Consider the following 21,706-nt stretch of genomic DNA (forward strand, 5'->3'; position numbering starts at 1 on the left):
CAATAAAAAAGCATGGTGGAAATGTGTGAAAGGACACGAATGGGAAGCGACTATATGGAATCGACATATAGGAAGAGGATGTCCATATTGTTCTAATAAAAAAGTTTGTATAGATAATTGCCTTGCTACATTGAATCCAGAGATAGCTAGACAATGGCATCCTACTAAAAATGGAACATTGACTCCATACGATGTAGTTGTGGGAAGTTATAAAAAGGTTTGGTGGATGTGTGCGGAAGGGCACGAATGGGAAGCCACAGTATATCGTCGTGCAAAATACGGTTCTAGCTGTCTTTATTGCTGTGGACAAAAGACTCTTTTTGAAAAATCTATTAGGGTTACACATCCGGAATTGTTAAAAGAATGGCATCCATTTAAGAATGTATCTGTAAACCCTTCAACAATTTCTTTTGGTTCAGAAAGAAAGGTTTGGTGGAAATGTAAGAAAGGACATGAGTGGGAAATTTCAATATACAGTCGAACACGAAAAAAAACGGGCTGTCCCTATTGTTCAGGTCGTAATGCTACTATTGATAATTGTTTAGCTAAAGTATATCCGGAAATATCAAAAGAATGGCATCCATTGAAAAATGGATTACTCAATCCATATGATGTTACTCCAAAATCGGGGAGAAGAGTATGGTGGATGTGTGAAAAAGGGCATGAGTGGCAAACAACAGTTCATCAAAGAGGTTTGGGAACAAACTGTCCTTTTTGCAAACCTAGAACTTCTTTTCCAGAACAAACCATTTTCTATTTTATAAACAAAAGATTTAAAAATACATTAAGTCAACATCTTACAGAAGACGGCGTAGAATTTGATATCTTTAATAATGAGCTATCGTTTGTAATTGAATACGATGGATACTATTGGCATAGAAAGCGCTATGAACAAGATGTAAAGAAAAGTGAATATGTTGCTCAAAAAGTTTTTTTGTTAATACGAGTTAGGGAAGAAGGCTTACAAAGAATAAACAATAATTCCACAATAAATATTTCCGTTGGAAACCCTCCAAGTTTTAATGAATTAAACAATGCCATTTCTGAAATATTCAAGCTTATTTTTCAACATAATAACCTCTGTTATGAAAAGGTAGATATTGATACTGAAAATAAAAAATATGAGATCACTAAATTATTTAAGAAAAAAAACATTGAAAACTCTATAGCATTTCAGTACCCTCATCTAGTCAAAGAATGGCATCCTACCAAAAATAATGAATTAAAACCAGAACATTTTAAAAAAGGTGCTCACATAAAGGTATGGTGGAAATGTGAAAAAGGACATGAATGGGATAGTGCTATATATTCCAGAACATCTGGAGTAGGCTGTCCTTATTGTGCTAACAAAAAAGTATGTATTGATAATTGTTTAGCTACATTAAATCCAGAAATAACAAAACAATGGCATCCTACTAAAAATGGAACATTGACTCCTTATGGTCTAGTTGTAGGAAGTAATACAAAAGTATGGTGGATGTGTGAGAAAGGACACGAATGGGAAGCTTCAGTTAATAATCGTACACAAGGTTGTGGCTGTCCTTATTGCACTAACAGAAAAATATGTATTGATAATTGTCTTGCTACATTAAATCCAGAGCTAGCTAAACAATGGCATCCCACTAAAAATGGAACATTGACTCCTTATGATGTCACAAGGAGTTCAAGTAAAAGAGTATGGTGGAAATGCAATGAAGGACATGAGTGGGAAACTACAGTTAATGCTCGTGCCAAAGGTACTAGCTGTCTTTATTGCTCAAGGAAAAATAAGTTAGGAAAATAAAGTACATTTCGCATCTAATTTAATTTAGATGCTTTTTCATTTGTCGAAAACATGTCGATAAAATAATGATTAACATTTTAGATTTTGTCTTGCAAACAAGACGTACGGATATTATAATAAATATAAGAAAGTAAAGGAGGGATCAACTACAAATAATGGATGAGATTAAAAATGGAGAATTAGAGGAAGCTCTATTTTCCGTTTATACAACAAGAGAAGCTGAAAAAATATGGGGACTTGCGGAAAACACTGTTAATAAGTGGTGCAACCGTGGCAAGTTCTATGAAAATGAAGCAAGAAAAAGCGGTAAAGTTTGGTTAGTCACACGTAATGGCATGAACAGACTAACTCGTAAGTAATAAACAAGAAAAAGCCCTTACCACCGCCAGATAGTCAGGACTTTTTCTCCTACATCATTAACTAGGAAGGTGATTCGATTGGCAAATACCTTATCTAAAATTAATAATAGTAACTCCATTATAACACAGAATCAATCAAAGGAATCAGAGCATATAAGTTTTAATCAACGTGCTTCAAAGAGTTATAGATTCTTATGTGAATGGTTTGGGATTGAGGACTGTATTAATTCTCAAATTTGGTTCTTTGGAACATTTGGTATTGCTATAGCGATGCTTTTTACTACATATTTGATTGCTGGGTTTCTCTATGGGTTTTAAATTTCAAAATCAGAGGAGGAGCAAATATGAAAGCAGCTAAAGCAAAACGTGGAGAATTTTATGTTCATAAAAAGAATGGTTGGGTATATCAGGTATTAGGATATGCAAAAATGTTTGAACATGAAGAACAAGATATCATAATCCTTAAATGTATGAGGGATAATATAACTGTTACTTTAAGCGCTGAACTTTTCGAGCTTTATATAAAAGCGAATAAATTCTTAAAAACAAAAAACATACTTAATAATTTGAAAGTTAGTTTATAACATTACAAATTTTGGAGGTATTTTTATGGAAAAGACTATTTCAGTTCCAACAATTAAAATTGGTGACTATGTACAATTTTCAGATCGCAAGAATCCTTCTTTAAAATTAAATGGTTATGTAGTAAATATTTTAACTAACACAATTATCGTAGATGTTTCAGAAACTATCCAAAATAAAGGTTATAAGGAATTAGACGTTCGGCATGTTGTAAAACACGGTCGATATAGAAAAATTCGTTCCCGTAAAAAACAGGCTTCCTAAACTCTTAAACAATTGCTAATAAAAGTGTGGGTTTCATGAAGGAATACATGAGTAATCATAAATAAAGAGTCCTAATAATAACGGACTCTTTTTCCTATGTATATCTTTATTAAATTTACTTTTAGGTTCTGTTTATTTTATAAATTACTCTTTATGAAACAAAGTCAATTTTAGTAAAGACACAATTCTAAATGTGCGTATGAATATTTAATTATCTCCAACTTTATTTAATATATCTATCTCACATTCAAGTTCTTTTGTATCCATATTTAAAAAATCTATGGTCATTTCAAGAACTTTTCCATCTTTATTTCTCTTAGATCCCCATAAACGAACAACCCTATTAATTTTACTATCTTCATATATAATTTGAACTGTTCTTAATTCTTCTCCATCCACAAATTCACGATGTATCCAACACTCTTTAAATTCTAAATTCTCATCAGACTTATACATGTGATATTTCAACATTACTTCTTCTAATTCTGGGAACCCCAAGCCTTTTTTCTCCAAACAGATATACTCAAAATCCCAAAACTCTCTAAAATGATAGATAAGCTCTTTTTGACTTTTCATCATAATTTCCCCATCCCATAATTTTTTAAGCGTTATGTATATTTGATATCTGTAACATGATTAATTTTTATATATAGTACATTATCATATTGGTTCCTAAATCTTAATTCATTACAGACCATATCGTAGTAATGAATATAACCCACTTCGGAATATACCTTGTTCTCTTTTTGGTATGAAATACTTACTTGCTTATTTTCAGCCATTGCACAACACACAATATCATTTATAAGATCTAGTTTTTGTTCATCTAAAATAGGCATCGGTACTTCGTTTTGTTTTTCATACATTTCATTTAATCCTTCAAATTGTTCTTTTATGGCTGAAAATGGAACCCATCGCATCATACCTCTATCAATCATACTCTGTATTCCTCCTTATGCTTTATGTCCACCTATTTTTCCGTTTCTTTCCCTTTGTGTAGCACCTTTAATATAGCTAATTCCTCTCATAATTGAGTTTTTTCCATGTTTATGCCGTATACTATCCATTGTTTTTGCTAATTTCCTTTTAGTATCTTTTTGAGCGGTATCTTCAAACAATGACATTTGAATTGCATCGTCCCTGGTCAAATTTTTTAGTGTGATGTGTATTTGGCGCACCGGATGACCAGAGTGAAACTTTTTTAATAAACTTAAACAAGCAGCGTAGACATCTTCCGTTAAACATGTGGGTTGATCTAAGGTAATCGCTCGTTTAAAACCTCCACCGATGTATTTGCTATAGCCTATAGAAAGCTCAACCGTACGACAGCATTTATCCATAGATCGTAAACGAAAACAAGTTTCTTCAATTTGTTCTAGAAGAAGTAATTTTAATTTATTTGGGCTAAAACAATCCTCTAATAAGATTTGTCCTTTTGTTATAGAGGTACTTTTTGGAATGTATTTATTTGCAATCCGGCTTTCATCTATACCATGAGAAAAGCGATACAACTCTTCAGCTTTTACTTTACCAAACCGCTTTATTAAATGCTCTTTAGGCGTTTTTGAAACTTCCTTTAAGGAAAATAGTCCCATGCTGTGCAATGCCTCTTCCGTAGCCTTTCCAATTCCCCATACTTTGCGAAGAGGCTTAACTTCCCATAACTTTGTTGAAACATCCTCGTATGACCACATTGCAATTCTAGAATTTGAATGTTTACTTTCCACATCTAGAGCCACTTTTGAAAGAAATAAGTTAGGTGCAATTCCAATAGATGCAGTTATACCCGTTATATCATATATCTCTTTTTGAATTCTTTTAGCAATTACAATAGGATCACGTCCAAAGAGATGCGCTGTTTGTTGCATGTCTAGAAAGCACTCGTCTATTGAGTAAACGTGTAGATCTTCAAGCGCTACATATTTTGTATAGATTTCAGTAATTTGATTTGAAATTTCAACGAATCTTTTCATTGTTGCATTCACAATAATAATGTTCGGATCTTTTGGGATTTCATATAATCTTGTTGCTGTAGAAATGCCCATTTTTTTAAGTTCGGGAGTGGCGGCAAGTACTATTGATCCTTTTCTATTTACATCCCCAACGACAGCTAGTTTTACTTTTAAAGGATCTAATCCCCTCATTACACACGCACAACTGGCAAAAAATGAACACAGATCTATGCAGAAAATCATTCGATTCATGCATTTCGAATAATCAAACATTGTTTTACCTCCCAAATACAGAACGTCTGTTCTTATTATAAACCCTGTTTTTAAGTTTATACAATCTTTTTATAAAAAATATTAATATGGTACGTGAAATTATACATAGTGTTAATAATTACTAAAATTTCACTAAAGTAATAGTTAACTGTACAATAAAACTATATATATTACACAAAGGGGTGAGGTAAAATGAACAAAAAGAAAGTTATGGATATCATCGATATATTAGTAGATCTGACACTAGATAATGCAAATTATAGGTCGTTTCAACCTAATGACTTTTCGAAAAGGAACAAAAAAAGAATGGAGCCTATAGAGAGTGAGCATTCATTACTTAGTGGACATGTAATACTTAGGGACAAAAACATATATATGTTCTTAGATACTTGTGTTTGGATTAATAATGCTGATAAAGGTAGTTTTGATCTTTTCGCTAAATTAGCTGATCTTAATGAACAAAAAGATGCTATTTTATTAATTCCAGAGCAGTTAAGAAAAGAATGGGATAAAAATAAAAAAGAGAAACTCATAATTAATAAAAGAAACGAATTTAACGACATGTTTAAAAAGACAAAAAAATTCAGGGATATTATGATTACAGACGATGAGAAGAAAATGCAACTAGATACATTAATTACAGAAGCTGAGTCGGTTATAACGGAGCAAATTGAATACGTAAACGAAGGAACTATTTCACTAATTGATCAAATTTTAGATTTGGGCGTACCAATACATACCAATGATGAAATAAAATTAGCAGCCACTGATATGGCTTTACAAAGCATGGCTCCATTTCATAAAAACAAAAACAGTATGGGGGATGCTCTCTTATTTCAAAGCTTAATTGATAAATTAAAAGAAGAAAAAGATGCAATTTTATATTTTGTGACAGATAATAAAGCAGACTTTAGCGAAGATAAAGATAGAGCACCTTTTAAAATGCACCCTGACTTACTTAACATGGCTCAAAAACATGGTATAGAAATCAGATATTCTTTAGAACTATCAAAGACAATTGATGAAATAATTGAAGTTGTAACTGATAAAGAATATTTGGATGAATGTAAAAAAAAATATGAAGATGAATGTGAAAAATATCATCAAAGTCATCATGCTGATTCTAGAAATGTATGTGATAACTGTCGTGAAACCTTATAAGAAATAATGAACGACAATCAATACTAAATTTCGATAATCAAAATTTCCCCACTTAATTTTTATAGCCATTCAATTAAACTATAAAAAAGCTCTCACCCCTTTTACATGAAGGGGTGAGAGCTTCTTTTTTTTTAGGAATATCCTTTACAACAAGATGCAATTATATTTCAGTGTATCCGCATCTTGTAGCTATTATTATGTATGCTATATTCCACAAAATAATTACAAAAAGTCTTCTATTCTCTTTATCTATATTTATTCTATGCACCATAGGGAAGACATATGCACCATTCAAGGTGAATGTGTATAAATTCAATTGAAAGTGTCCAAAATAAAAGTTAAATAGGGTATGAGAAAGGAAGGCACTTTCATGAAAGGAAAAAAGAAAAATCGAACAAATCTAGGAAAATGGCTAGATCAAAATGGAATAGAGCAACAGGAATTAGAAGAAGCAACCGGTGTTAGTCGTAATACAATTTCGAGATTATGTAATAATAAATCTCACACTCCAAGCTTCCCAGTCATCCAAAAAATCTTTCGAGCAATTAAAAAAGTTGACCGGAGTGCCAAAATATCTGATTTTTGGGACATGTAAAAAGCACAAGGAGTAGAATTCACCTTGTGCTTTTTAACTTTATAAAACTTCTTTTAATAGAAATGTACGAACATACACATTATATTTTATTCCATAACTCTCTAATTTATTTTCTCGATAATCCGATATTGTAAAAAATAGAATATTTGGTACGATATCCTTTTGTTTTTTATAAAGCTTTGCAATTAAACTATAATACTGTATTTTTTCTTCATTTGTCTTCATGTGTTGCAGCCTATCAATTTCAACAAAATGTGGGACTTGATCTACTAAATAATAAGCATCTGGTACGATTATTTTCTCTTCGTTTTGGTATCTAAATTTTATAGTTTGCTCTGTTTTCCAATCAGGAAATCCAAGCCACATCCAAGCTTCATTACGTAAAAGAATATGTTCAAGTTGATGCTTCTTTTTTCGTTCATCTGGATTTAATCCTAATAGAGCAAGACCTTTCTTGTTTAGATAATAAACATACTCCCGGTTGTGCGAGGTAACATGGCAATATTGCCGTAGATCCTTCAAAATACGGTTTGCATTTCGAATACTACCTAGAGCATGAATAGCTTGCAATTGCCTCCTAGAAGCAAATTCTAGCTTATTTAAACTCGATAAAATCTCGATTTGTCTGGCTTTCTGTTTGAGTTTCTGGTGTCTCATGTTGTTTAATCACCTCATATTCGCTTAAAAGCTCTCTCATCAATTCATCAGATAAATAAGGGACTTGTAATTCATATATTCGGTCTGTTTTAAATAACGCTCTTCCTGGTAAAGAAGGTAAATTCTCCAATCCAGGTTCATCTAAGACAACTTGTGATGCTACGGTTGTAGGTAAGCGAAAACCTAACTTCGCATCACTCATTTGTTTCACAACAGAAGGTACAGACGTTACAGTTGGATATTGTGTTGCTAATATTAATCGTACACCTAATGCTCCACCGATTCGTGAAATATGACTTAGCATATACTGGCATTCTTCGAGCATCCTGTTTACAGGTTTAGGTAAGCCCTTTGCTGGCGCTAAAACCGCACCTTCATCCACTATTACAAAATAACGATCCTTTTCTCTTGTTTCAACAATATTTTTCATTCTGTTTTCCTTCATGTATTTGCCTCTCTGGTGCATTAATGCCATAACCTTCATTAATACCTCATGTGCTTTTTCGGGGCTATCAGCAACCTCTAAAACTTGTTTTAAATCTTGATATTCACTAAACTCTAAGCCTTCTTCTTTAAGATCTATAATAAAAAAATGAGTATGATTGGGGTTTGATTTGATTAACGAGGTAACAAGTACTTTTAGAAAAACTGTTTTTCCCATTCTGGTTAAACCACCCATAAGCAAATGTGGGGTTTGGTCAAAGTCATGATATAAAGTTTTATCCAATGTTTTTCCGATTGCCACTTTCCAACTTCCCGGCTTTATTAAATCTTGATTCCATTCCCATTTATTCGGGATGTTCTCCTTAAAAACCTGAACCCTTAAGAATGGGGATTTATAATGAATCCTAACAGGTTTATTTAATCCTTCAGCAATTACCTCATCTAATTTCTTTATAAGTTGCGATGGTACACCTAATGGCAGCTCATATATATAGACTACGCTTGTTTCTGTTTCTTCTTGGCGTTTAAATCTAGGATACTCTAACTTATTTTTTTCTTTTACGCATATATTTGCGATTTCAAAAAATCTTGCAATCTTCTTTTTATCACTTTGTTTATGATTTTTGTTAAGAATAGCAGTAGTAACCATAACAACAGGAATTGTTAAAAGCTCTAACATATGTCTTTACCTCCTTATATGGAGGTAGTTGAGGAAAAGTGGAAGAGGAGCAAAGTATGACCAATATACATGGCAGTAGTAATCCTTAACTACCAGATAGGTGTCTAACGTAGAAATACATCGAGAATATCACATAGCACATACCAAACGCTCCCGATTAACAAGCATTTAAGACCCGCATATAGCATCCAATCTGGAAGGTAAAGACCTTTCTTTTTCAATAATTTAATTGTTAAAACTGTTACACCAGTAGCAGCATAAACGATTCCTAATTCTCCAATGATGGTCATTTTAATTCCATCCTCTCGGTTTGATAGATAATTTACCTTCACGATCTCTAAACAATTGATAATCATCTAGTAACTCATTCCATGAAACTGGATGTTCATCTCCATACAGATCCTCTTCAATTTTTTGACTTAAGTAATAATAAAATTTGTATTGTCGATCTAAATAAACATTATGGCGCAACATATGATCTCGTATAGCACAAAGGTTTTCTTCCTTCTTAGTTTCTTTATACATTTGTTTAAGTGCATTCGAAGAATACAGATACGGAGTATTATATAGTGTTTGATAATGATTCATTTGTTTCTCACCATCCATATAGTTTTCTAGTTACACTTAATACATATGATAACGATTCATCTTTTTGAATTTGTACCCAAAAAATCCTACCATAAAATATGTTTTATTTTGAATTTTTGATAAAATTAGGATATTAATATGAAATGGGGTGTTCAATATGTTTGATACAACTACTAATTTCCAAGAATTTACCTACTGTGATTTGGATAGATTTTTAAACCAATTATCAAAAAAAGTATCTGATTATCCTAAAATTCAAAAGGTTATTCGGGCGCACAAAAAGAAACTGTGGAGTTTTGGAAGTTTTTTTGAAGAGACGATGAAGACATACACTGATGATGAGATATCTTCTAGGGTAAACAGCCAATGTTTTACAAAACAATTTTTCTATGGGAAAAAACGAGAACTTGGTAATTATTACTTAACTTGGGATGTTTCTATATTAAGAGGACTCATTCAAGAAAATGAAATGATTCCGAATACACTCGTAGTAGATAATTTAATTTCTGAAGCATTGGAAAATGAGGTTAATTTAAATACAATTGATGTGAATTTGGAAAACAACGAACCTATTATAATCGCTCAACACCCTGTCGCAAATAACATATATAACGGTATTATAATTGACGGAAATCATCGAATTGCTAGAGCTTATAAAAAAGGTAATCATCAAATTTTAGCTTATGTTTTGCCTCCATTTGTTCATACAAAGGGGATGCTTTTAGATCTAGATGTATTTCTTTTTAAATTAGCCTATAATTTTGACTTGATTTCAAAATTTGTAGATAACATGAATACAACATCAGACGAGAATTTCAAAAAAGAATTGCATGATATATTGTTTAAAGTTTTATATAAAATATAGTGCCTTTTAATCTAAAAAATACAAATTTTGATGATTTCCAACAAAAATCTCTAACAGTCCAAAACTATGCTATACTAGCTTAGTAACCGAAAAGTTAGGGTGCTTGGTTGTCATTTCTCTTCTTTCCACTTGTAGTGGGGGAAGGGGGTGAATAAAGCCATGGAAACATTTCTCGAATTTCTTAAAGAAATTATTAAAGGCGTACTACGTGAAAGCGTAGCACACCTTTTTAAGAAAAAGTATTTAGAAAACGAGAAATCCACCCTTTCTTATCGCCGTCGCAAGCAAAAGAAAAAGGGTGGATCTCGTAAGACAAAACGTTAAACGATAACCATCACCCTAACGGCTATGGTTACGTAAAAAGATGAGCACATGTTAGCGCATGTTGCTCTCTTTTTTTATTGTATGATTTTATTGACTAGAGTATACCTTTGTTTGTACTTATATTATACCATTTGGAAAGTGTTTTGCAATCTATACAGATTCTATTCGAAAATATGACAGCTTATTTTTTTATTTAGTTAACAGGTATATACCGATTTTGTAGATTACTTGTGCTGTCTTCAGGAATCTTCCAACCTAGTTCTTTTAACTTCAAGACAAGTGGATGCCATTTACTTAGTTTACAATACCATTCTTCTCTTCCTTTAAGTTCGTTATAACGTGATTCAATTGAACTTGCTCCTTTAATTTGGTAAAAAAATCGAATAACTTCTTCCCTTTTTACATGTGTAAAAACAAAAGTATCACCATGTATGTAGCTATTTTCCCACACTAAATTTAACATTTTTGAATATCCTTCAGTTTCAAAAAATTCTTTAAACCATTTACGCATTGACACGTAAGTTTTCATAACTTCTTTCGAAAACTTATTAGGATATAGATCATGTAACATCAAATACGGATTGTTACTCCAATACTCATAAACTGGCATACTTATTCCGTGTTTTTTCATCCATGTTATATCGTATACTCTTAATAACTGTTCATCCGTTAGTTTTTCTTTCTCCTCAATTGTCCATCGTAATGCCTCTAATCCTTTTTCTTTCGTCCAAAAGTTTTTAGATACCTTCTGTAGTTCCCATTCTTTAAAACGATTTGGGTATAAATCGTTTAACATTTCATAGGCGTTATTCCAATGTTTATTTAATGGTGTCACAAGTCTATGTTTCACCAGCCATTGATTACTAAAGGTTTGTAATAACTGTCCATCTGTTAGCTTTTCTTTCTCTTCAATAGTCCATCGTAGTGCTTCTAATCCTTTTTCCTTAGTCCAAAAGTTTCTAGGAACTACACTAAATTCCCACTCTTTAAAACGACCTGGATATAATTCATTTAACATCATATATGGACTTAAATTCCAATATGTCATAAGAGGCGTAATTAGTCTCTGTTTTTTCATCCATGCTATATTGTAAATTTTTTTTAGTTGCTCATCTGTTAATCTTTCTTTCTCTTCAATAGTCCATCGTAATGCTTCTAGTGCTTTTTCTTTCGTCCAAAAATTTGTAGGAACATTCTTTAGTTCCCATTGCTTAAAACGGTTTGGATATATTTCATTTAACATTGCATAGGGACTACAGTTCCAATACTTACAGCAAGGTGTAAGTATTCTTTTTTCTTGCAGCCATTTATCACTATAAACTTTTAGCAATTGTTCGCCTGTTAACTGTTCTTTTTCTTCAATAGTCCATCGTAATGCCTCAATTGCCGTTTCTTTTGTCCAAAAGTTACTTGGGGTATAACTTAACTCCCACTCTTTAAAGCGGTTTGGATATAGCTCATTTAACATTGCGTATGGGCTACTATTAAAAAGCAAATAGCATGGTGAAGCTAATTTATGTTTCACTAGCCATTTTTGACTGTATACTTTACCTAACTGTTCATCTGTTAGCTTTTCTTTCTCTTCAATAGTCCATCGTAATGCCTCAATCGCCGTTTCTTTTGTCCAAAAGTTAGTTGGGGTATAACTTAACTCCCATTCTTTGAAGCGGTTTGGATACAAATCATTTAACATTGCATAAGGACTTCCATTATACACCAAACTGATCATGCCGTTTAATTTGTATTTTTTAATAACTTTTCCATTCCAACCTTTTTTTATCTCTTCTGTATCCCAATTCAAAATTACTTCAATTAAGTATTTTGTAACTCTTCTGGCCAAAAGCTTTTTATCGCCTTCACTCCAAACATAATAGGGAAAACTATCTCTTTTCCCATTTAACAACTCTTGGTAAATTTCTTCTATTGTTAATACACTATTTGAACTTCTATGACTAAATTCCACATCTTGAGGGATTATAGGACGGAGTTGCTGAATTCGCTTATACGCCTTTATTACTTCTTGTGTAAAACGATCTGGATATGCATCATGTAATAAATTGTATGGATTATTACTCCAATACATTGCTAAGGGCGTAGTTAGTCCGTTTCTCTTAATCCATTCCATATTATATTCTTGTAGAAATTCTTCATTAGATACATTTCCTTTTTCCTGAAATATTTCTCTAATCACTTCCAAGGCAATCTCTTTTGTCCAATAATTATTAGAAACCTTTTTCAGTTCCCATTTTTTAAAATCTCCTGGATATAATTCATTCAGCATTGCGTAAATATTTCCATTCCAATGTTTATTAAATGGTGTTATTAACCGATGTATTTTAATCCACTCGGTATTGATAATTTGTATTAAATTTTCTTTAATTAACTCTTCTTTACTTTCAATATTCCATTTGATAACTTCTATTGATTTTTCCTTTGTCCAAAAATTTGAAGGAACATTCTCTAATTCCCATTCTTTAAAACGTCCTGGGTATAATTCATTTAGCATTGCATAGGGACTCCCATTCCAATACTTACTACAAGGGGTATTTATTTTATGTTCCTGTAACCATTTAGATCCATATACTCGTAACAACTGTTCATCTGTTAATTTTTCCTTTTCCTCAATAGTCCACTTTAAAGCCTCTAATCCTTTTTCTTTTGTCCAAAAATTAATAGGAGCCATTTTCCATATCCCATTCTTTAAATACCCCTGGATATAGAGAATTGAGAAAAGCATAGGGACTTCCATTCCAGTATCTTTTCATTGGTGTATTTAATTTATGTCGATTTAACCATGGTTGACTGTATATACATAATAGCTGTTTATTGGTTAACTTTTCTTTTTCTTCGATTGTCCAACGTAAAGCCTCTAATCCTTTTTCCCTTGTCCAAAAATTACTTGGTGTAACTTTAAACATCCATTCTTTAAAACGATTCGGATACAAGGCGTTTAACATGCTATATGGACTATTTCTCCAATGAATTTGACAGGCTGGAGCCAAGTTATGTTGCTTCAGCCATTTGATATTATATACTTCAAACAACTGTTCATTTGTTAATTTTTCCTTTTCTTCAATAGTCCATCGTAATGCTTCCAAAGCATTTTCCCTTGTCCAAAATTTACTTGGAGTTTGTTTCATTTCCCATTCTCGGAACTTCCCTGGATATAAAGCATTCAGCATAATGTAGGGGCTATGATTAAAAAATTTAGCACATGGTGAAATTATTTTATGTTGAGTTAGCCATTTAGTCCCATACACTTGTAATAATTGTTCATCCGTTAACTTCTCTTTTATTTCAATAGTCCACTTTAAAGCTTCTAATCCTTTTTCTTTTGTCCAAAAATTAAGAGGAGCCATTTTAAATTCCCATTCTTTAAAACGACCTGGATATGCATCATTCAACATTGCATAGGGGCTTCCTCGATAAATCATACAAACAGCACCATTTAATTTGTATTTTTTAATTAGTTTTTTATTCCATCCTTCTTTTAACATATTGTCATCCCAATTAAGGACTATCTCTACTAAGTATTTTATTACTCTTTTAATTAAATTTCTGTCTATATCTTCACTCCATGTATATGATGGAAACTGTTTTCTTTTACCATCTAATAATTCTTGATAAATATCCTCAATTTTGATTGCACTCAAGAAAACACCCTCTTCTGAAAATTTATGATATTATATCTATTTTACATGAAAAAGGTCTTTTCGCTCAAAGTAACTTTATAAAGATACTTTGCGTAGGGATCTTCTCATGAAAAAAAAGACACCCCTTGAGTGCCTTCATCGTAGACCATTTTACTTTTAATAATTAAACTTTAAGCATTTTTTTCTATAGATTTTGATAGTGTGTACAATAAAATTCATTTAACTTTAATACAGTATATAGTACTTCTTCCGGATCATTTTTTTCGAGCATTTGTGTTATTGATAAATAATACAACCTAGTATTTAATTGTTTCAATTTCATAGTCATTCTTAAACCTTTCAGTTCATCTAACATTAAATGATATCTTTTAACATCGTCAGGATTACTAGGGGTGTGTTGTTTAATAATATGCTCACAATCTAGAATCAACTTTATAAATTCATAATCAGTTTCCATAATGTCCTCCTAGAAAGATTTCATTGTAGCCAATTGTTATTTACGTTATTAATCCAATATTGAATTGCTCCACCTTTTCTATATTCTTGCACTATATCTGTTCCATTAAGATATTGAGTTTGGGGAGCTGTTAATCCTTTAAGCATTCTAATACCCTTTGGCACTTGAATTTTATATACCGTATTAAGTGGATTTCCCCATGCTTCTAATACGGCTAATTCATTTCTGGTCTCTTCAATACTTCTCGCTTTATCTCCCCACCAATAACCAAGACCATACTTAGACTCTGGTTCTCCAGATTTACTTCTTCTATATAGTACAAGTGGCTGATTGGTCTCCACAATTTCTATTTTCAACTCTTTAAACGCTAAAACATCTGAATTCGTTCCTTTGAAATCAAAATTTGAAAAACCAAAATGGCGTATTATTTCTCTCTTTAATGTCGCACGTTCCATTATGCTTAGATTTAAACTATCTATTCTGTCTAAAGTTAGGTTAACCTCTTTAATTGACCAACTATTAAAATCAATATCCTTAATATAACTAATTTTTTCTTCTACATTAGCATTATCATTAAAAACATTAACAATTTGATCAATTTTTTTAAAATCCGTGTTACTTGTCTCCGCATGCATATTAGAAAAGGGGGACAATAATCCGAATAAAATTAAAAGTAGTGTAATAGACAAATATTTTTTCATATTATGTAATTGACTCCTAACAATACAATATTTTATATTTTAATATACAAAACAAACGGGCTGGATTTTAAGCTTAGCAGCTCATCAGCCCGTTTATAAAGCGTTCTTGCTTAGGTAGTTCACATTTAATTCTTCTTTAGTGATGATTAGGATTTACTAGTTTGACATATACTTAACTTTTTCAAAGAATTCTTTTAAACGTACAAACTCCTCTTTATCTCCACGTGTCGAAAAAACATCTTGATCTTCATGGGAAACGGAAATAGCTGGAATCGTTTTAAAAAGGGCAAAAGCTTGTTTTTTTTCTTTTATTTCATTAATTTTATGGAAAGGTATCTGTAATGAAATAGGTAGCTTGCCAAACACTTCACTATAAAATAACAATTGTCGTTCTGTATATGCTAATATCCCTTGCACAGGAGTAGAATTTCCATTTGGTACACCGACTAATCCAGATATACCATTTTGCATTTCATAATAGGTTGTAATCATACCTTGTACGCTCTCATTAGAAGTCATTTTTTCTTGAAACTCTTTCATTGCATGTTCTTTTAAACTCATATCAACATCTCCTTAAATTAAAATCTATTTTTGATTTTTTACTAGAAAAGAAATACTAAATAATAATAGAAAAGCTAACATTGCTAAAAAAGGTATTGTTATAAATTTCAAAAAAACAAAATCAATCGCTGAGCAGTCTTCATATAAATGACAAAAGGCACTCTTTGTTTGCGTCATTTGTATAATGTATTGATATAAAGATATTACTAAGCCTATTCCTGAAAAATACTTGATATACTCATTTGCATTAGAATGTCTTTTAATTAAAGATACAATACAAATTATAAATATAGGGTATAAGCATATCCTTTGATACCAACATAAACTACATGGAACTAAATTCATAATTTCACTTAAAAATAAACTACCTACTGTTCCAATGAACGATACCATTGTCACAAAGAACATATAGTTATTATAACGTATCAATTTCATAATTATCACCCATTTTTCTCCATCTTCTAAATAGAATTACTTATCATTATGATCATTTAAAAATTGGTTTAATTTTTTTTCTGTAATAATTTGATTGCTTAGACGAGCATCCTCTTTTCCATTTTTGTAGTGAATTAACATTGGAGTAGAATCGATATTGTGTTCAACAAAATAGTCTTTATGACTGTTCCTATTCTTAGACATTTCGATACTGTCTATTGTTATGTTTCTCTCTTTTATTACTTTATTCAAAGTTGGTTCTAACTCTTCGCATGCTGGACAACCAGTTCTATAAACATATAAGAAAAACGATTGATTACCATCTAATTTCTCCATATATTTTTCAAAACTCATATCTTTATATTCATGGTTATTATCAACTGATGAACTATACACATATACACCTATTCCAAAAGTCATTAAAATTACAATTAAAGATACAATGTATTTTTTCACAGATTTACACCTCTATTAAATTCAGATATTCTTTCTTTTGAAAAATCATATATTTGATCATAATAATCAAACAAGCAGGAATTATGATTAATAGAAATTACGATTATATCCATATTTTTTAGGTTCTTCATAATCTTTAATGCATTCTCTTCGTCTACGTTACTTAGCACTTCGTCCAAAATTAAAACATCTGGTTTTTGTAGAATAGCTCTAGCTAAAGAAAGCCTTTGGGATTGCCCTAAAGAGAAGTTAGACGAATCCTCCATTACTGGGAAATCGTAACCTTTATGTAGCCCATTAATAAAATCGTGAATACAAGCAGCTTTACATGCATTTACAATTTCATCATCACTAAATGCTTTCCCCAAGGTTAAATTTTCCCTTATCGTTCCAGGGATAAAAAAACGTTTATCATTTATATAGCAAACTTTTTCTCGAAGGGATTTTAAATTTATATCATTTATATCAATATCATTAACATAAATGGTGTTTTTAGATGTTTCTAGGAACCTAATTAAAAGCTTAGCTAACGTACTCTTTCCTGAACCACTTTTCCCTACAAAACTTACTATTTGATTTTCATTAATCTCAAATGAGAAATCTTTAAGTAATGGCTCTTCATTCTTATAATTAAAACTCAAATTATCTACTCTGATATTTTTTATTTTACCTTCTATGATTTGCCCATTATCATCGTCTTCTACAAGACTGGACTCTAAAATATCAAAGAATCTATCAGCAGCTATAATTGATTGTTGAATTTGAGGTTGAATACTGGCTATATGTTGTACAGATGTGAAGAAGAATGCTGACAATGATAAAAAAGTAATTAATGCTCCTGTTGTTAATTGTGAAGACATTACCTGTAACGCTCCAACCCATAATACAACCATTGGAAAAATGTACTGAATTATATTTTTTAAATACAGACTATTGTTATTTGTATTTTGAAGCTTTAATACCTTTTTAATATATTCATCGACTTTCGATACACTCATTGCACTGATACTCATTTCTTTACTCAAAGCCTTTATATTTTCAATACCATTTAACATTTGAATAAAGAATGAATTGACATTGGCATGCCCTTCCATTGCTTTTCTATTTTTATTTGATAAGTTTTCAAAAAATAGATAGCAAATAATTGAATATAATAAAACTGGAATTAAAACTAATGCGAACATTTTTCCACTGACATAAAACATAAGATACCCGCTAATAAATATTAATAAGAAGTCGACTATTGTTGCTATTAGTGTTGTACTAAATGTTTGCGTAATAATTAAAGCATCATTAAACCTAGAAATAAATTCTCCTATTTCTTTATTTTTAATTTGATATACTGGGGTTTTTAATAAATGGTTGAAGTAACGTGTTGTTAACTTTGTTTCTAATTTAATCGACATCTTTATAATTAACCTATCCCTAAGATATTGAAAAGACGCTTGTAAGAACGCAAAGGAAATAAAAATTAAAGCAACAAAGTACAATGCATCCTTTAAATTCTGAGGAATAATCCCATCGAGTAAAATCCCTGTAAAGTAGGAAGTCGCCACGCCAAACACAGTTAATAATAATGACAATATAAATGTGAGAATTAAAAATCCTTTTTCAGTTTTTATGAAATTAAATAATTTTCTTGGGTATGAATGTTGTTTTACTTTGTTACCCTGAGTTTCTTTTAATTTGTTTAGCTCGGGCTCGGGAAGTAATAAAACACCTGAAAATTTTTCACTAAATGTTGATAATGCTTCCTTTTTCACTTTTAAATCTAATGGATCACTTATAACTAGATTATTTTTACTTATTTTTTGTATAACGACATAATGGTTTACATCTTCATTATTTAGTAAAGCAATACAAGGTAATTTTACGTTTTTTAACACCGTTTCAATATCATTCTTAATTTTGTATACCTTACTTTTAAATCCATAATGAACAAAAGCCTTATAAATATCTAAAATAGAAGTACCGTTAAGGTTAGTGTTTAATTCGTATTTTAAGTCATTAAAATTATAAGATTGATTATAATGATGTAATACTGTAGCTACGCAAGCTACTCCACAATCATAGTCATTATGTTGCATCTTGTGTGAGAACTTACCCTTAAACATCTTTTTAATCCCCTAGTCTATTTATTTGGATTTATCAATATCTGAGTGTTGTTTTAAAAGGCTTAATATAGATATTTCTTTTTTTATATGATTCTTAATTTCTTCAGTTTTAATATCGTTCACTAAATTTAAAATTTGTTGGTATTCTCCCAACATTAATTTTATTTGGATATGCAATGTCCTAATATGATCATGGGATTCATTAATAAAACTGAAATAATTTTCCTCTATATATTTATTTTCATTTTGATCTAGAATGTTGTCTAAACCTTTCAATTTGCTTTGTAGGGTAGTAAACAAAATCACCGCATTATAATAGTCTATATCTGAACACTTATTTGTTTGTTCATTTAGCAAAGCAGTGTATCGTTTTAAGTTTATAAAATCTTGTGTTTCTAAAGAAATTCTACATAAGTATGAAAGTAAATTTGCAAAATATCTTTTATCCGTCCATGTCTTATATAACTCCATACCACGCAGTAAACTAGCTTTTATAATCTGTTTATCTTCATTTAGGATATACATAGCCCGTGCATAAAAATATTGCCATTTAGGATTTTTACTGTCTTCATCTATCATTTGTTTTACAAGTTTTAAATTTCTAATTGTTTTCTCAGTCATATTGTATTTTTTCGGATCATAACCATCATGATAAACATGAATATTAGCCACTATATTTAGAGGGATTTCTTTATTCTCATTTAAAGGTTCTTCATGAACTCTACCAAAGAAACTAATTTTATCCGATATTTTAAACATTTTACGATTATCCACTGAAAAGCTATTATCATGTTCAGTTATATAAGGGCTAACGACACCTTGAATCTTAAGATAGGATACAATTTGTGCAACTCTCTTTATACAATCATTTTCAGTATTTTCTATGTAATTGTCAGCATCGATAAAAAATATCCAATCTGTTGTAGCATATTGAATAGCTTTATTTCTTTGTAAAGAAAAGTCATTTTCCCAGGGTTCTATATAGACTTTAGTATTGGGAAAATATTGATTTATTATATGTATTGTATTATCTCTAGATCCGCTATCTATAACCAAAAGCTCATCAAATTTCTTTCTAACGCTTTCTAAACACTTTTTAATACGTTTCTCTTCATTAAAAGTTATGATTGCACAAGAAACTTTAGGTTGCTTAATATTGTTATATTCTGTGACCAATTGTTCAATAGTTTCTTGATCTACATTAATATCAAAATCATTATAATCATTACAAATCAAACTTAAGTCAGATAATAATTTAGATTCTTTGTAATATTTATCCAAAAATAAATGCAATTGATTGATATTCATTTAACCATTTCCTATCTGAATATTATTATAAAAGTAAAGAGATTTTGATGTGTTTTCATCAAAATCTCTCACATGCAATATTAGTAGCAGTATTTTTTATATTCTTTACACATTTCATATCCACCGCAGCCAAAACCGCCACCAGGAATGAAGTTTTCACAAGAAACTAACATCCAAGAACATTGTGCTACGCCTGTAGCTCCTTGACCTTCCATTTGTTGCATTTCTTCTACAGTTACTTCTTCCATAAGATCTAAGATTGCTTTTTCCATTTTAAATCTCTCCCTTTTCTAATTTAGATTTTTTTTTTACAAATATTGATAACCGCTATAATTTGGATATATAATATACCAGAAACTTTTTAATAGCGTTTACATTTATAGAATAACTCTATAAAAAAGTTGAAACTAGCGTATTTTCCTTATATTTACTTTCGGAAATTACCTATTTTTTAAAAAAATATAAAAAATTTGCAAGGTGAGTTTATGGAGAAAATAAAAATTGTCTTAATTGAATCCCATGAAATGTTTGCTACAGGGCTCAAGGAGTTATTATCGAAGGAAAAGATTTTTGATGTATCTATTTACAAAGAAAATTCAAAAGAATTGAATAACTTCATAAGGTTTTATAATCCGGATATAGTGCTTATGGAGGAAGATTATGAATTTCATAACGGATTTACTTTTTTATCTTCAATAACAACAAGATTTCCCCACATTAAAGTAATTATGTTAGTGGAACAGCTTTTTAATGAGTCGTTGGAACTTGCATATGAATATGGTGCTTATGCATTGTTAGAAACAAAAAATAGTTATTCTTGTCTACTTAATTGCATTAAGCAAGTACAACTTGGCTATAAAATTTTTCCGCATTTAAAAAACTTTGATCGAGAAAAGTTATTAACTTCACAAGAAAAAAGCATTTTACAATTGATGTCTGAGGGTAAAACCAATAAAGATATTAGTAAAGATCTTTTAATTAGCTCTCGAACTGTAGAAAACCATGTATCATCTATATTAAGAAAACTTGATGTTCCTTGTAGAGTTGGGGCGGTAGTTGAAGGGATTAAAAGGGGATTAATATCTATTTAATACATGTTAGTATTACTTTATTTCTTATTTTGAGGTTGAAAAGTAATTTGTAATTATTGAAACTACATATAAAAATTTGTATTGTATGTTCACTTAATATTTCATCTAGTGAATTATTCAAGGGAACGATTTCATATTTATAACATTGTAAAAAGATAAATGTAACAAATTTGGTTTTATAAACACATCACAGATTCAAATAATAATTAAATGTGGTGTGTTTATAAATCGATAATATATTTTAATTCACTCAACATGATGTTATATGTTTTGTATGTTTATATAATAATTGTTTTATATGTTTTATATGTTTATATGTTTTAGGAAGCTGAAACCTGTTGATATATAAGGGATTATAGCACTTAAACATAACAAAAATGGTTTTAAAGATAACAAATTTGGTT

General features: G+C 30.6%; 25 protein-coding genes. 9 read left to right on the plus strand and 16 right to left on the minus strand.

All coding sequences use genetic code 11. From position 1 onward, the window contains the following. The 4 genes from BM089_RS31675 to BM089_RS28800 all read left to right on the plus strand — a co-directional run. Positions 1-1,783 (plus strand): zinc-ribbon domain-containing protein (locus BM089_RS31675; protein ID WP_090978839.1); only part of this gene is annotated, 1,783 nt, incomplete at its 5' end. A gap of 155 nt (positions 1,784-1,938) precedes the next feature. Further along, a complete protein-coding gene (locus BM089_RS28785) occupies positions 1,939-2,142 on the plus strand; it encodes a helix-turn-helix domain-containing protein (protein WP_016106976.1) in 204 nt (67 codons plus the stop codon). A 344-nt stretch (positions 2,143-2,486) separates the two neighbouring features. Further along, positions 2,487-2,726 (plus strand): hypothetical protein, encoded by a 240-nt coding sequence (locus BM089_RS28795; protein WP_090978844.1) that lies wholly within the window; start codon positions 2,487-2,489, stop codon positions 2,724-2,726. A gap of 25 nt (positions 2,727-2,751) precedes the next feature. Then, positions 2,752-2,988 carry a DUF2187 family protein gene (locus tag BM089_RS28800; RefSeq protein WP_048536220.1) on the plus strand — a complete coding sequence of 79 codons (237 nt, stop codon included), beginning with the start codon at positions 2,752-2,754 and terminating at the stop codon, positions 2,986-2,988. Between the two features lie 207 nt (positions 2,989-3,195). Here BM089_RS28800 and BM089_RS28805 read toward each other — a convergent pair whose 3' ends face one another. The 3 genes from BM089_RS28805 to BM089_RS28815 are packed head-to-tail and all read right to left on the minus strand — an operon-like array spanning position 3,196 to position 5,213. Then, positions 3,196-3,564, minus strand: a complete 369-nt coding sequence (locus BM089_RS28805) for a hypothetical protein (RefSeq protein WP_090978846.1) — start codon at positions 3,562-3,564, stop codon at positions 3,196-3,198. Between the two features lie 32 nt (positions 3,565-3,596). Further along, entirely contained in the window at positions 3,597-3,926 is a 330-nt protein-coding gene (locus BM089_RS28810) for a YolD-like family protein (RefSeq protein ID WP_090978849.1), read from the minus strand. A 15-nt stretch (positions 3,927-3,941) separates the two neighbouring features. Continuing rightward, positions 3,942-5,213, minus strand: a complete 1,272-nt coding sequence (locus BM089_RS28815) for a Y-family DNA polymerase (protein WP_090978852.1) — start codon at positions 5,211-5,213, stop codon at positions 3,942-3,944. 192 nt (positions 5,214-5,405) lie between these two features. Here BM089_RS28815 and BM089_RS28820 point away from each other — a divergent pair, with 192 nt between their 5' ends. Together BM089_RS28820 and BM089_RS28825 are read left to right on the plus strand one after the other, a co-directional pair. Next, entirely contained in the window at positions 5,406-6,374 is a 969-nt protein-coding gene (locus BM089_RS28820; RefSeq protein WP_090978855.1) for a PIN domain-containing protein, read from the plus strand. A 370-nt stretch (positions 6,375-6,744) separates the two neighbouring features. Continuing rightward, positions 6,745-6,969 (plus strand): helix-turn-helix domain-containing protein, encoded by a 225-nt coding sequence (locus tag BM089_RS28825; RefSeq protein WP_090978857.1) that lies wholly within the window; start codon positions 6,745-6,747, stop codon positions 6,967-6,969. Positions 6,970-7,008: 39 nt separating this feature from the next. Here BM089_RS28825 and BM089_RS28830 read toward each other — a convergent pair whose 3' ends face one another. The 4 genes from BM089_RS28830 to BM089_RS28845 all read right to left on the minus strand — a co-directional run bounded on the left by BM089_RS28830 (position 7,009) and on the right by BM089_RS28845 (position 9,337). Continuing rightward, the gene (locus tag BM089_RS28830; protein WP_090978860.1) at positions 7,009-7,626 is read right to left on the minus strand and encodes a replication-relaxation family protein; all 618 of its coding nucleotides are present in this window, start codon (positions 7,624-7,626) and stop codon (positions 7,009-7,011) included. Further along, positions 7,565-8,749, minus strand: a complete 1,185-nt coding sequence (locus tag BM089_RS28835) for an FtsK/SpoIIIE domain-containing protein (RefSeq protein ID WP_090978863.1) — start codon at positions 8,747-8,749, stop codon at positions 7,565-7,567. The genes BM089_RS28830 and BM089_RS28835 overlap by 62 nt, the downstream gene beginning before the upstream one ends. 104 nt (positions 8,750-8,853) lie before the next feature. Beyond that, on the minus strand, positions 8,854-9,039 hold the full coding sequence (locus tag BM089_RS28840) for a hypothetical protein (protein ID WP_090978866.1): 186 nt from the start codon (positions 9,037-9,039) through the stop codon (positions 8,854-8,856). Between the two features lies 1 nt (position 9,040). Then, positions 9,041-9,337: a hypothetical protein gene (locus tag BM089_RS28845; RefSeq protein WP_090978868.1), complete on the minus strand. Its 297-nt coding sequence runs from the start codon at positions 9,335-9,337 to the stop codon at positions 9,041-9,043. Positions 9,338-9,494: 157 nt separating this feature from the next. Here BM089_RS28845 and BM089_RS28850 point away from each other — a divergent pair, with 157 nt between their 5' ends. Beyond that, positions 9,495-10,202, plus strand: coding sequence for a hypothetical protein (locus BM089_RS28850; RefSeq protein ID WP_090978871.1), 708 nt, complete (start codon positions 9,495-9,497; stop codon positions 10,200-10,202). A 159-nt stretch (positions 10,203-10,361) separates the two neighbouring features. After that, the gene (locus tag BM089_RS31280; protein ID WP_000447319.1) at positions 10,362-10,526 is read left to right on the plus strand and encodes a hypothetical protein; all 165 of its coding nucleotides are present in this window, start codon (positions 10,362-10,364) and stop codon (positions 10,524-10,526) included. A 193-nt stretch (positions 10,527-10,719) separates the two neighbouring features. Here the strand turns inward: BM089_RS31280 and BM089_RS28855 are convergent, their stop codons facing one another. The 9 genes from BM089_RS28855 to BM089_RS28900 form a co-directional block, all read right to left on the minus strand. Beyond that, positions 10,720-13,209: a DUF4046 domain-containing protein gene (locus BM089_RS28855; protein ID WP_254791379.1), complete on the minus strand. Its 2,490-nt coding sequence runs from the start codon at positions 13,207-13,209 to the stop codon at positions 10,720-10,722. Next, positions 13,196-14,179 (minus strand): DUF4046 domain-containing protein, encoded by a 984-nt coding sequence (locus tag BM089_RS28860; protein ID WP_090978872.1) that lies wholly within the window; start codon positions 14,177-14,179, stop codon positions 13,196-13,198. The genes BM089_RS28855 and BM089_RS28860 overlap by 14 nt, the downstream gene beginning before the upstream one ends. A 184-nt stretch (positions 14,180-14,363) precedes the next feature. Next, a complete protein-coding gene (locus tag BM089_RS28865) occupies positions 14,364-14,636 on the minus strand; it encodes a hypothetical protein (protein ID WP_090978875.1) in 273 nt (90 codons plus the stop codon). Positions 14,637-14,656: 20 nt separating this feature from the next. Next, positions 14,657-15,337, minus strand: coding sequence for an autotransporter (locus tag BM089_RS28870; protein ID WP_090978878.1), 681 nt, complete (start codon positions 15,335-15,337; stop codon positions 14,657-14,659). Between the two features lie 156 nt (positions 15,338-15,493). Then, a complete protein-coding gene (locus BM089_RS28875) occupies positions 15,494-15,898 on the minus strand; it encodes a GRAM domain-containing protein (protein ID WP_090978882.1) in 405 nt (134 codons plus the stop codon). A gap of 471 nt (positions 15,899-16,369) precedes the next feature. Then, positions 16,370-16,789, minus strand: coding sequence for a thioredoxin family protein (locus BM089_RS28885; RefSeq protein ID WP_090978888.1), 420 nt, complete (start codon positions 16,787-16,789; stop codon positions 16,370-16,372). Further along, on the minus strand, positions 16,786-18,903 hold the full coding sequence (locus BM089_RS28890; RefSeq protein WP_090978890.1) for a peptidase domain-containing ABC transporter: 2,118 nt from the start codon (positions 18,901-18,903) through the stop codon (positions 16,786-16,788). Before BM089_RS28890 ends, BM089_RS28885 begins: the two co-directional genes overlap by 4 nt. A 21-nt stretch (positions 18,904-18,924) precedes the next feature. After that, positions 18,925-20,211, minus strand: coding sequence for a SunS family peptide S-glycosyltransferase (locus tag BM089_RS28895; RefSeq protein ID WP_090978893.1), 1,287 nt, complete (start codon positions 20,209-20,211; stop codon positions 18,925-18,927). Positions 20,212-20,291: 80 nt separating this feature from the next. After that, positions 20,292-20,483 carry a sublancin family glycopeptide gene (locus BM089_RS28900; RefSeq protein ID WP_090978896.1) on the minus strand — a complete coding sequence of 64 codons (192 nt, stop codon included), beginning with the start codon at positions 20,481-20,483 and terminating at the stop codon, positions 20,292-20,294. Positions 20,484-20,696: 213 nt separating this feature from the next. Between BM089_RS28900 and BM089_RS28905 the strand changes: the two genes are divergently transcribed. Beyond that, complete coding sequence (locus tag BM089_RS28905; protein WP_090978899.1) at positions 20,697-21,302, plus strand: response regulator transcription factor; 606 nt, start codon at positions 20,697-20,699, stop codon at positions 21,300-21,302. Positions 21,303-21,706 lie beyond the last annotated feature (404 nt).

It is taken from the genome of Bacillus sp. 5mfcol3.1 (assembly GCF_900114335.1).
Lineage (GTDB): Bacteria > Bacillota > Bacilli > Bacillales > Bacillaceae_G > Bacillus_A > Bacillus_A thuringiensis_S.

Excerpts from the sequence above, each read along its gene's own strand:
- BM089_RS28865 (WP_090978875.1), bottom strand. The coding sequence starts at position 14,636 with ATGGAAACTGATTATGAATTTATAAAGTTGATTCTAGATTGTGAGCAT.
- BM089_RS28820 (WP_090978855.1), top strand. The coding sequence starts at position 5,406 with ATGAACAAAAAGAAAGTTATGGATATCATCGATATATTAGTAGATCTG.
- BM089_RS28795 (WP_090978844.1), top strand. The coding sequence starts at position 2,487 with ATGAAAGCAGCTAAAGCAAAACGTGGAGAATTTTATGTTCATAAAAAG.
- BM089_RS28855 (WP_254791379.1), bottom strand. The coding sequence starts at position 13,209 with ATGGCTCCTATTAATTTTTGGACAAAAGAAAAAGGATTAGAGGCTTTA.
- BM089_RS28895 (WP_090978893.1), bottom strand. The coding sequence starts at position 20,211 with ATGAATATCAATCAATTGCATTTATTTTTGGATAAATATTACAAAGAA.
- BM089_RS28850 (WP_090978871.1), top strand. The coding sequence starts at position 9,495 with ATGTTTGATACAACTACTAATTTCCAAGAATTTACCTACTGTGATTTG.
- BM089_RS28900 (WP_090978896.1), bottom strand. The coding sequence starts at position 20,483 with ATGGAAAAAGCAATCTTAGATCTTATGGAAGAAGTAACTGTAGAAGAA.
- BM089_RS28905 (WP_090978899.1), top strand. The coding sequence starts at position 20,697 with ATGGAGAAAATAAAAATTGTCTTAATTGAATCCCATGAAATGTTTGCT.
- BM089_RS28785 (WP_016106976.1), top strand. The coding sequence starts at position 1,939 with ATGGATGAGATTAAAAATGGAGAATTAGAGGAAGCTCTATTTTCCGTT.
- BM089_RS28845 (WP_090978868.1), bottom strand. The coding sequence starts at position 9,337 with ATGAATCATTATCAAACACTATATAATACTCCGTATCTGTATTCTTCG.
- BM089_RS28830 (WP_090978860.1), bottom strand. The coding sequence starts at position 7,626 with ATGAGACACCAGAAACTCAAACAGAAAGCCAGACAAATCGAGATTTTA.
- BM089_RS28870 (WP_090978878.1), bottom strand. The coding sequence starts at position 15,337 with ATGAAAAAATATTTGTCTATTACACTACTTTTAATTTTATTCGGATTA.
- BM089_RS28875 (WP_090978882.1), bottom strand. The coding sequence starts at position 15,898 with ATGAGTTTAAAAGAACATGCAATGAAAGAGTTTCAAGAAAAAATGACT.
- BM089_RS28800 (WP_048536220.1), top strand. The coding sequence starts at position 2,752 with ATGGAAAAGACTATTTCAGTTCCAACAATTAAAATTGGTGACTATGTA.
- BM089_RS28825 (WP_090978857.1), top strand. The coding sequence starts at position 6,745 with ATGAAAGGAAAAAAGAAAAATCGAACAAATCTAGGAAAATGGCTAGAT.
- BM089_RS28840 (WP_090978866.1), bottom strand. The coding sequence starts at position 9,039 with ATGACCATCATTGGAGAATTAGGAATCGTTTATGCTGCTACTGGTGTA.
- BM089_RS28805 (WP_090978846.1), bottom strand. The coding sequence starts at position 3,564 with ATGAAAAGTCAAAAAGAGCTTATCTATCATTTTAGAGAGTTTTGGGAT.
- BM089_RS31280 (WP_000447319.1), top strand. The coding sequence starts at position 10,362 with ATGGAAACATTTCTCGAATTTCTTAAAGAAATTATTAAAGGCGTACTA.
- BM089_RS28815 (WP_090978852.1), bottom strand. The coding sequence starts at position 5,213 with ATGTTTGATTATTCGAAATGCATGAATCGAATGATTTTCTGCATAGAT.
- BM089_RS28835 (WP_090978863.1), bottom strand. The coding sequence starts at position 8,749 with ATGTTAGAGCTTTTAACAATTCCTGTTGTTATGGTTACTACTGCTATT.
- BM089_RS28810 (WP_090978849.1), bottom strand. The coding sequence starts at position 3,926 with ATGATTGATAGAGGTATGATGCGATGGGTTCCATTTTCAGCCATAAAA.
- BM089_RS28890 (WP_090978890.1), bottom strand. The coding sequence starts at position 18,903 with ATGTTTAAGGGTAAGTTCTCACACAAGATGCAACATAATGACTATGAT.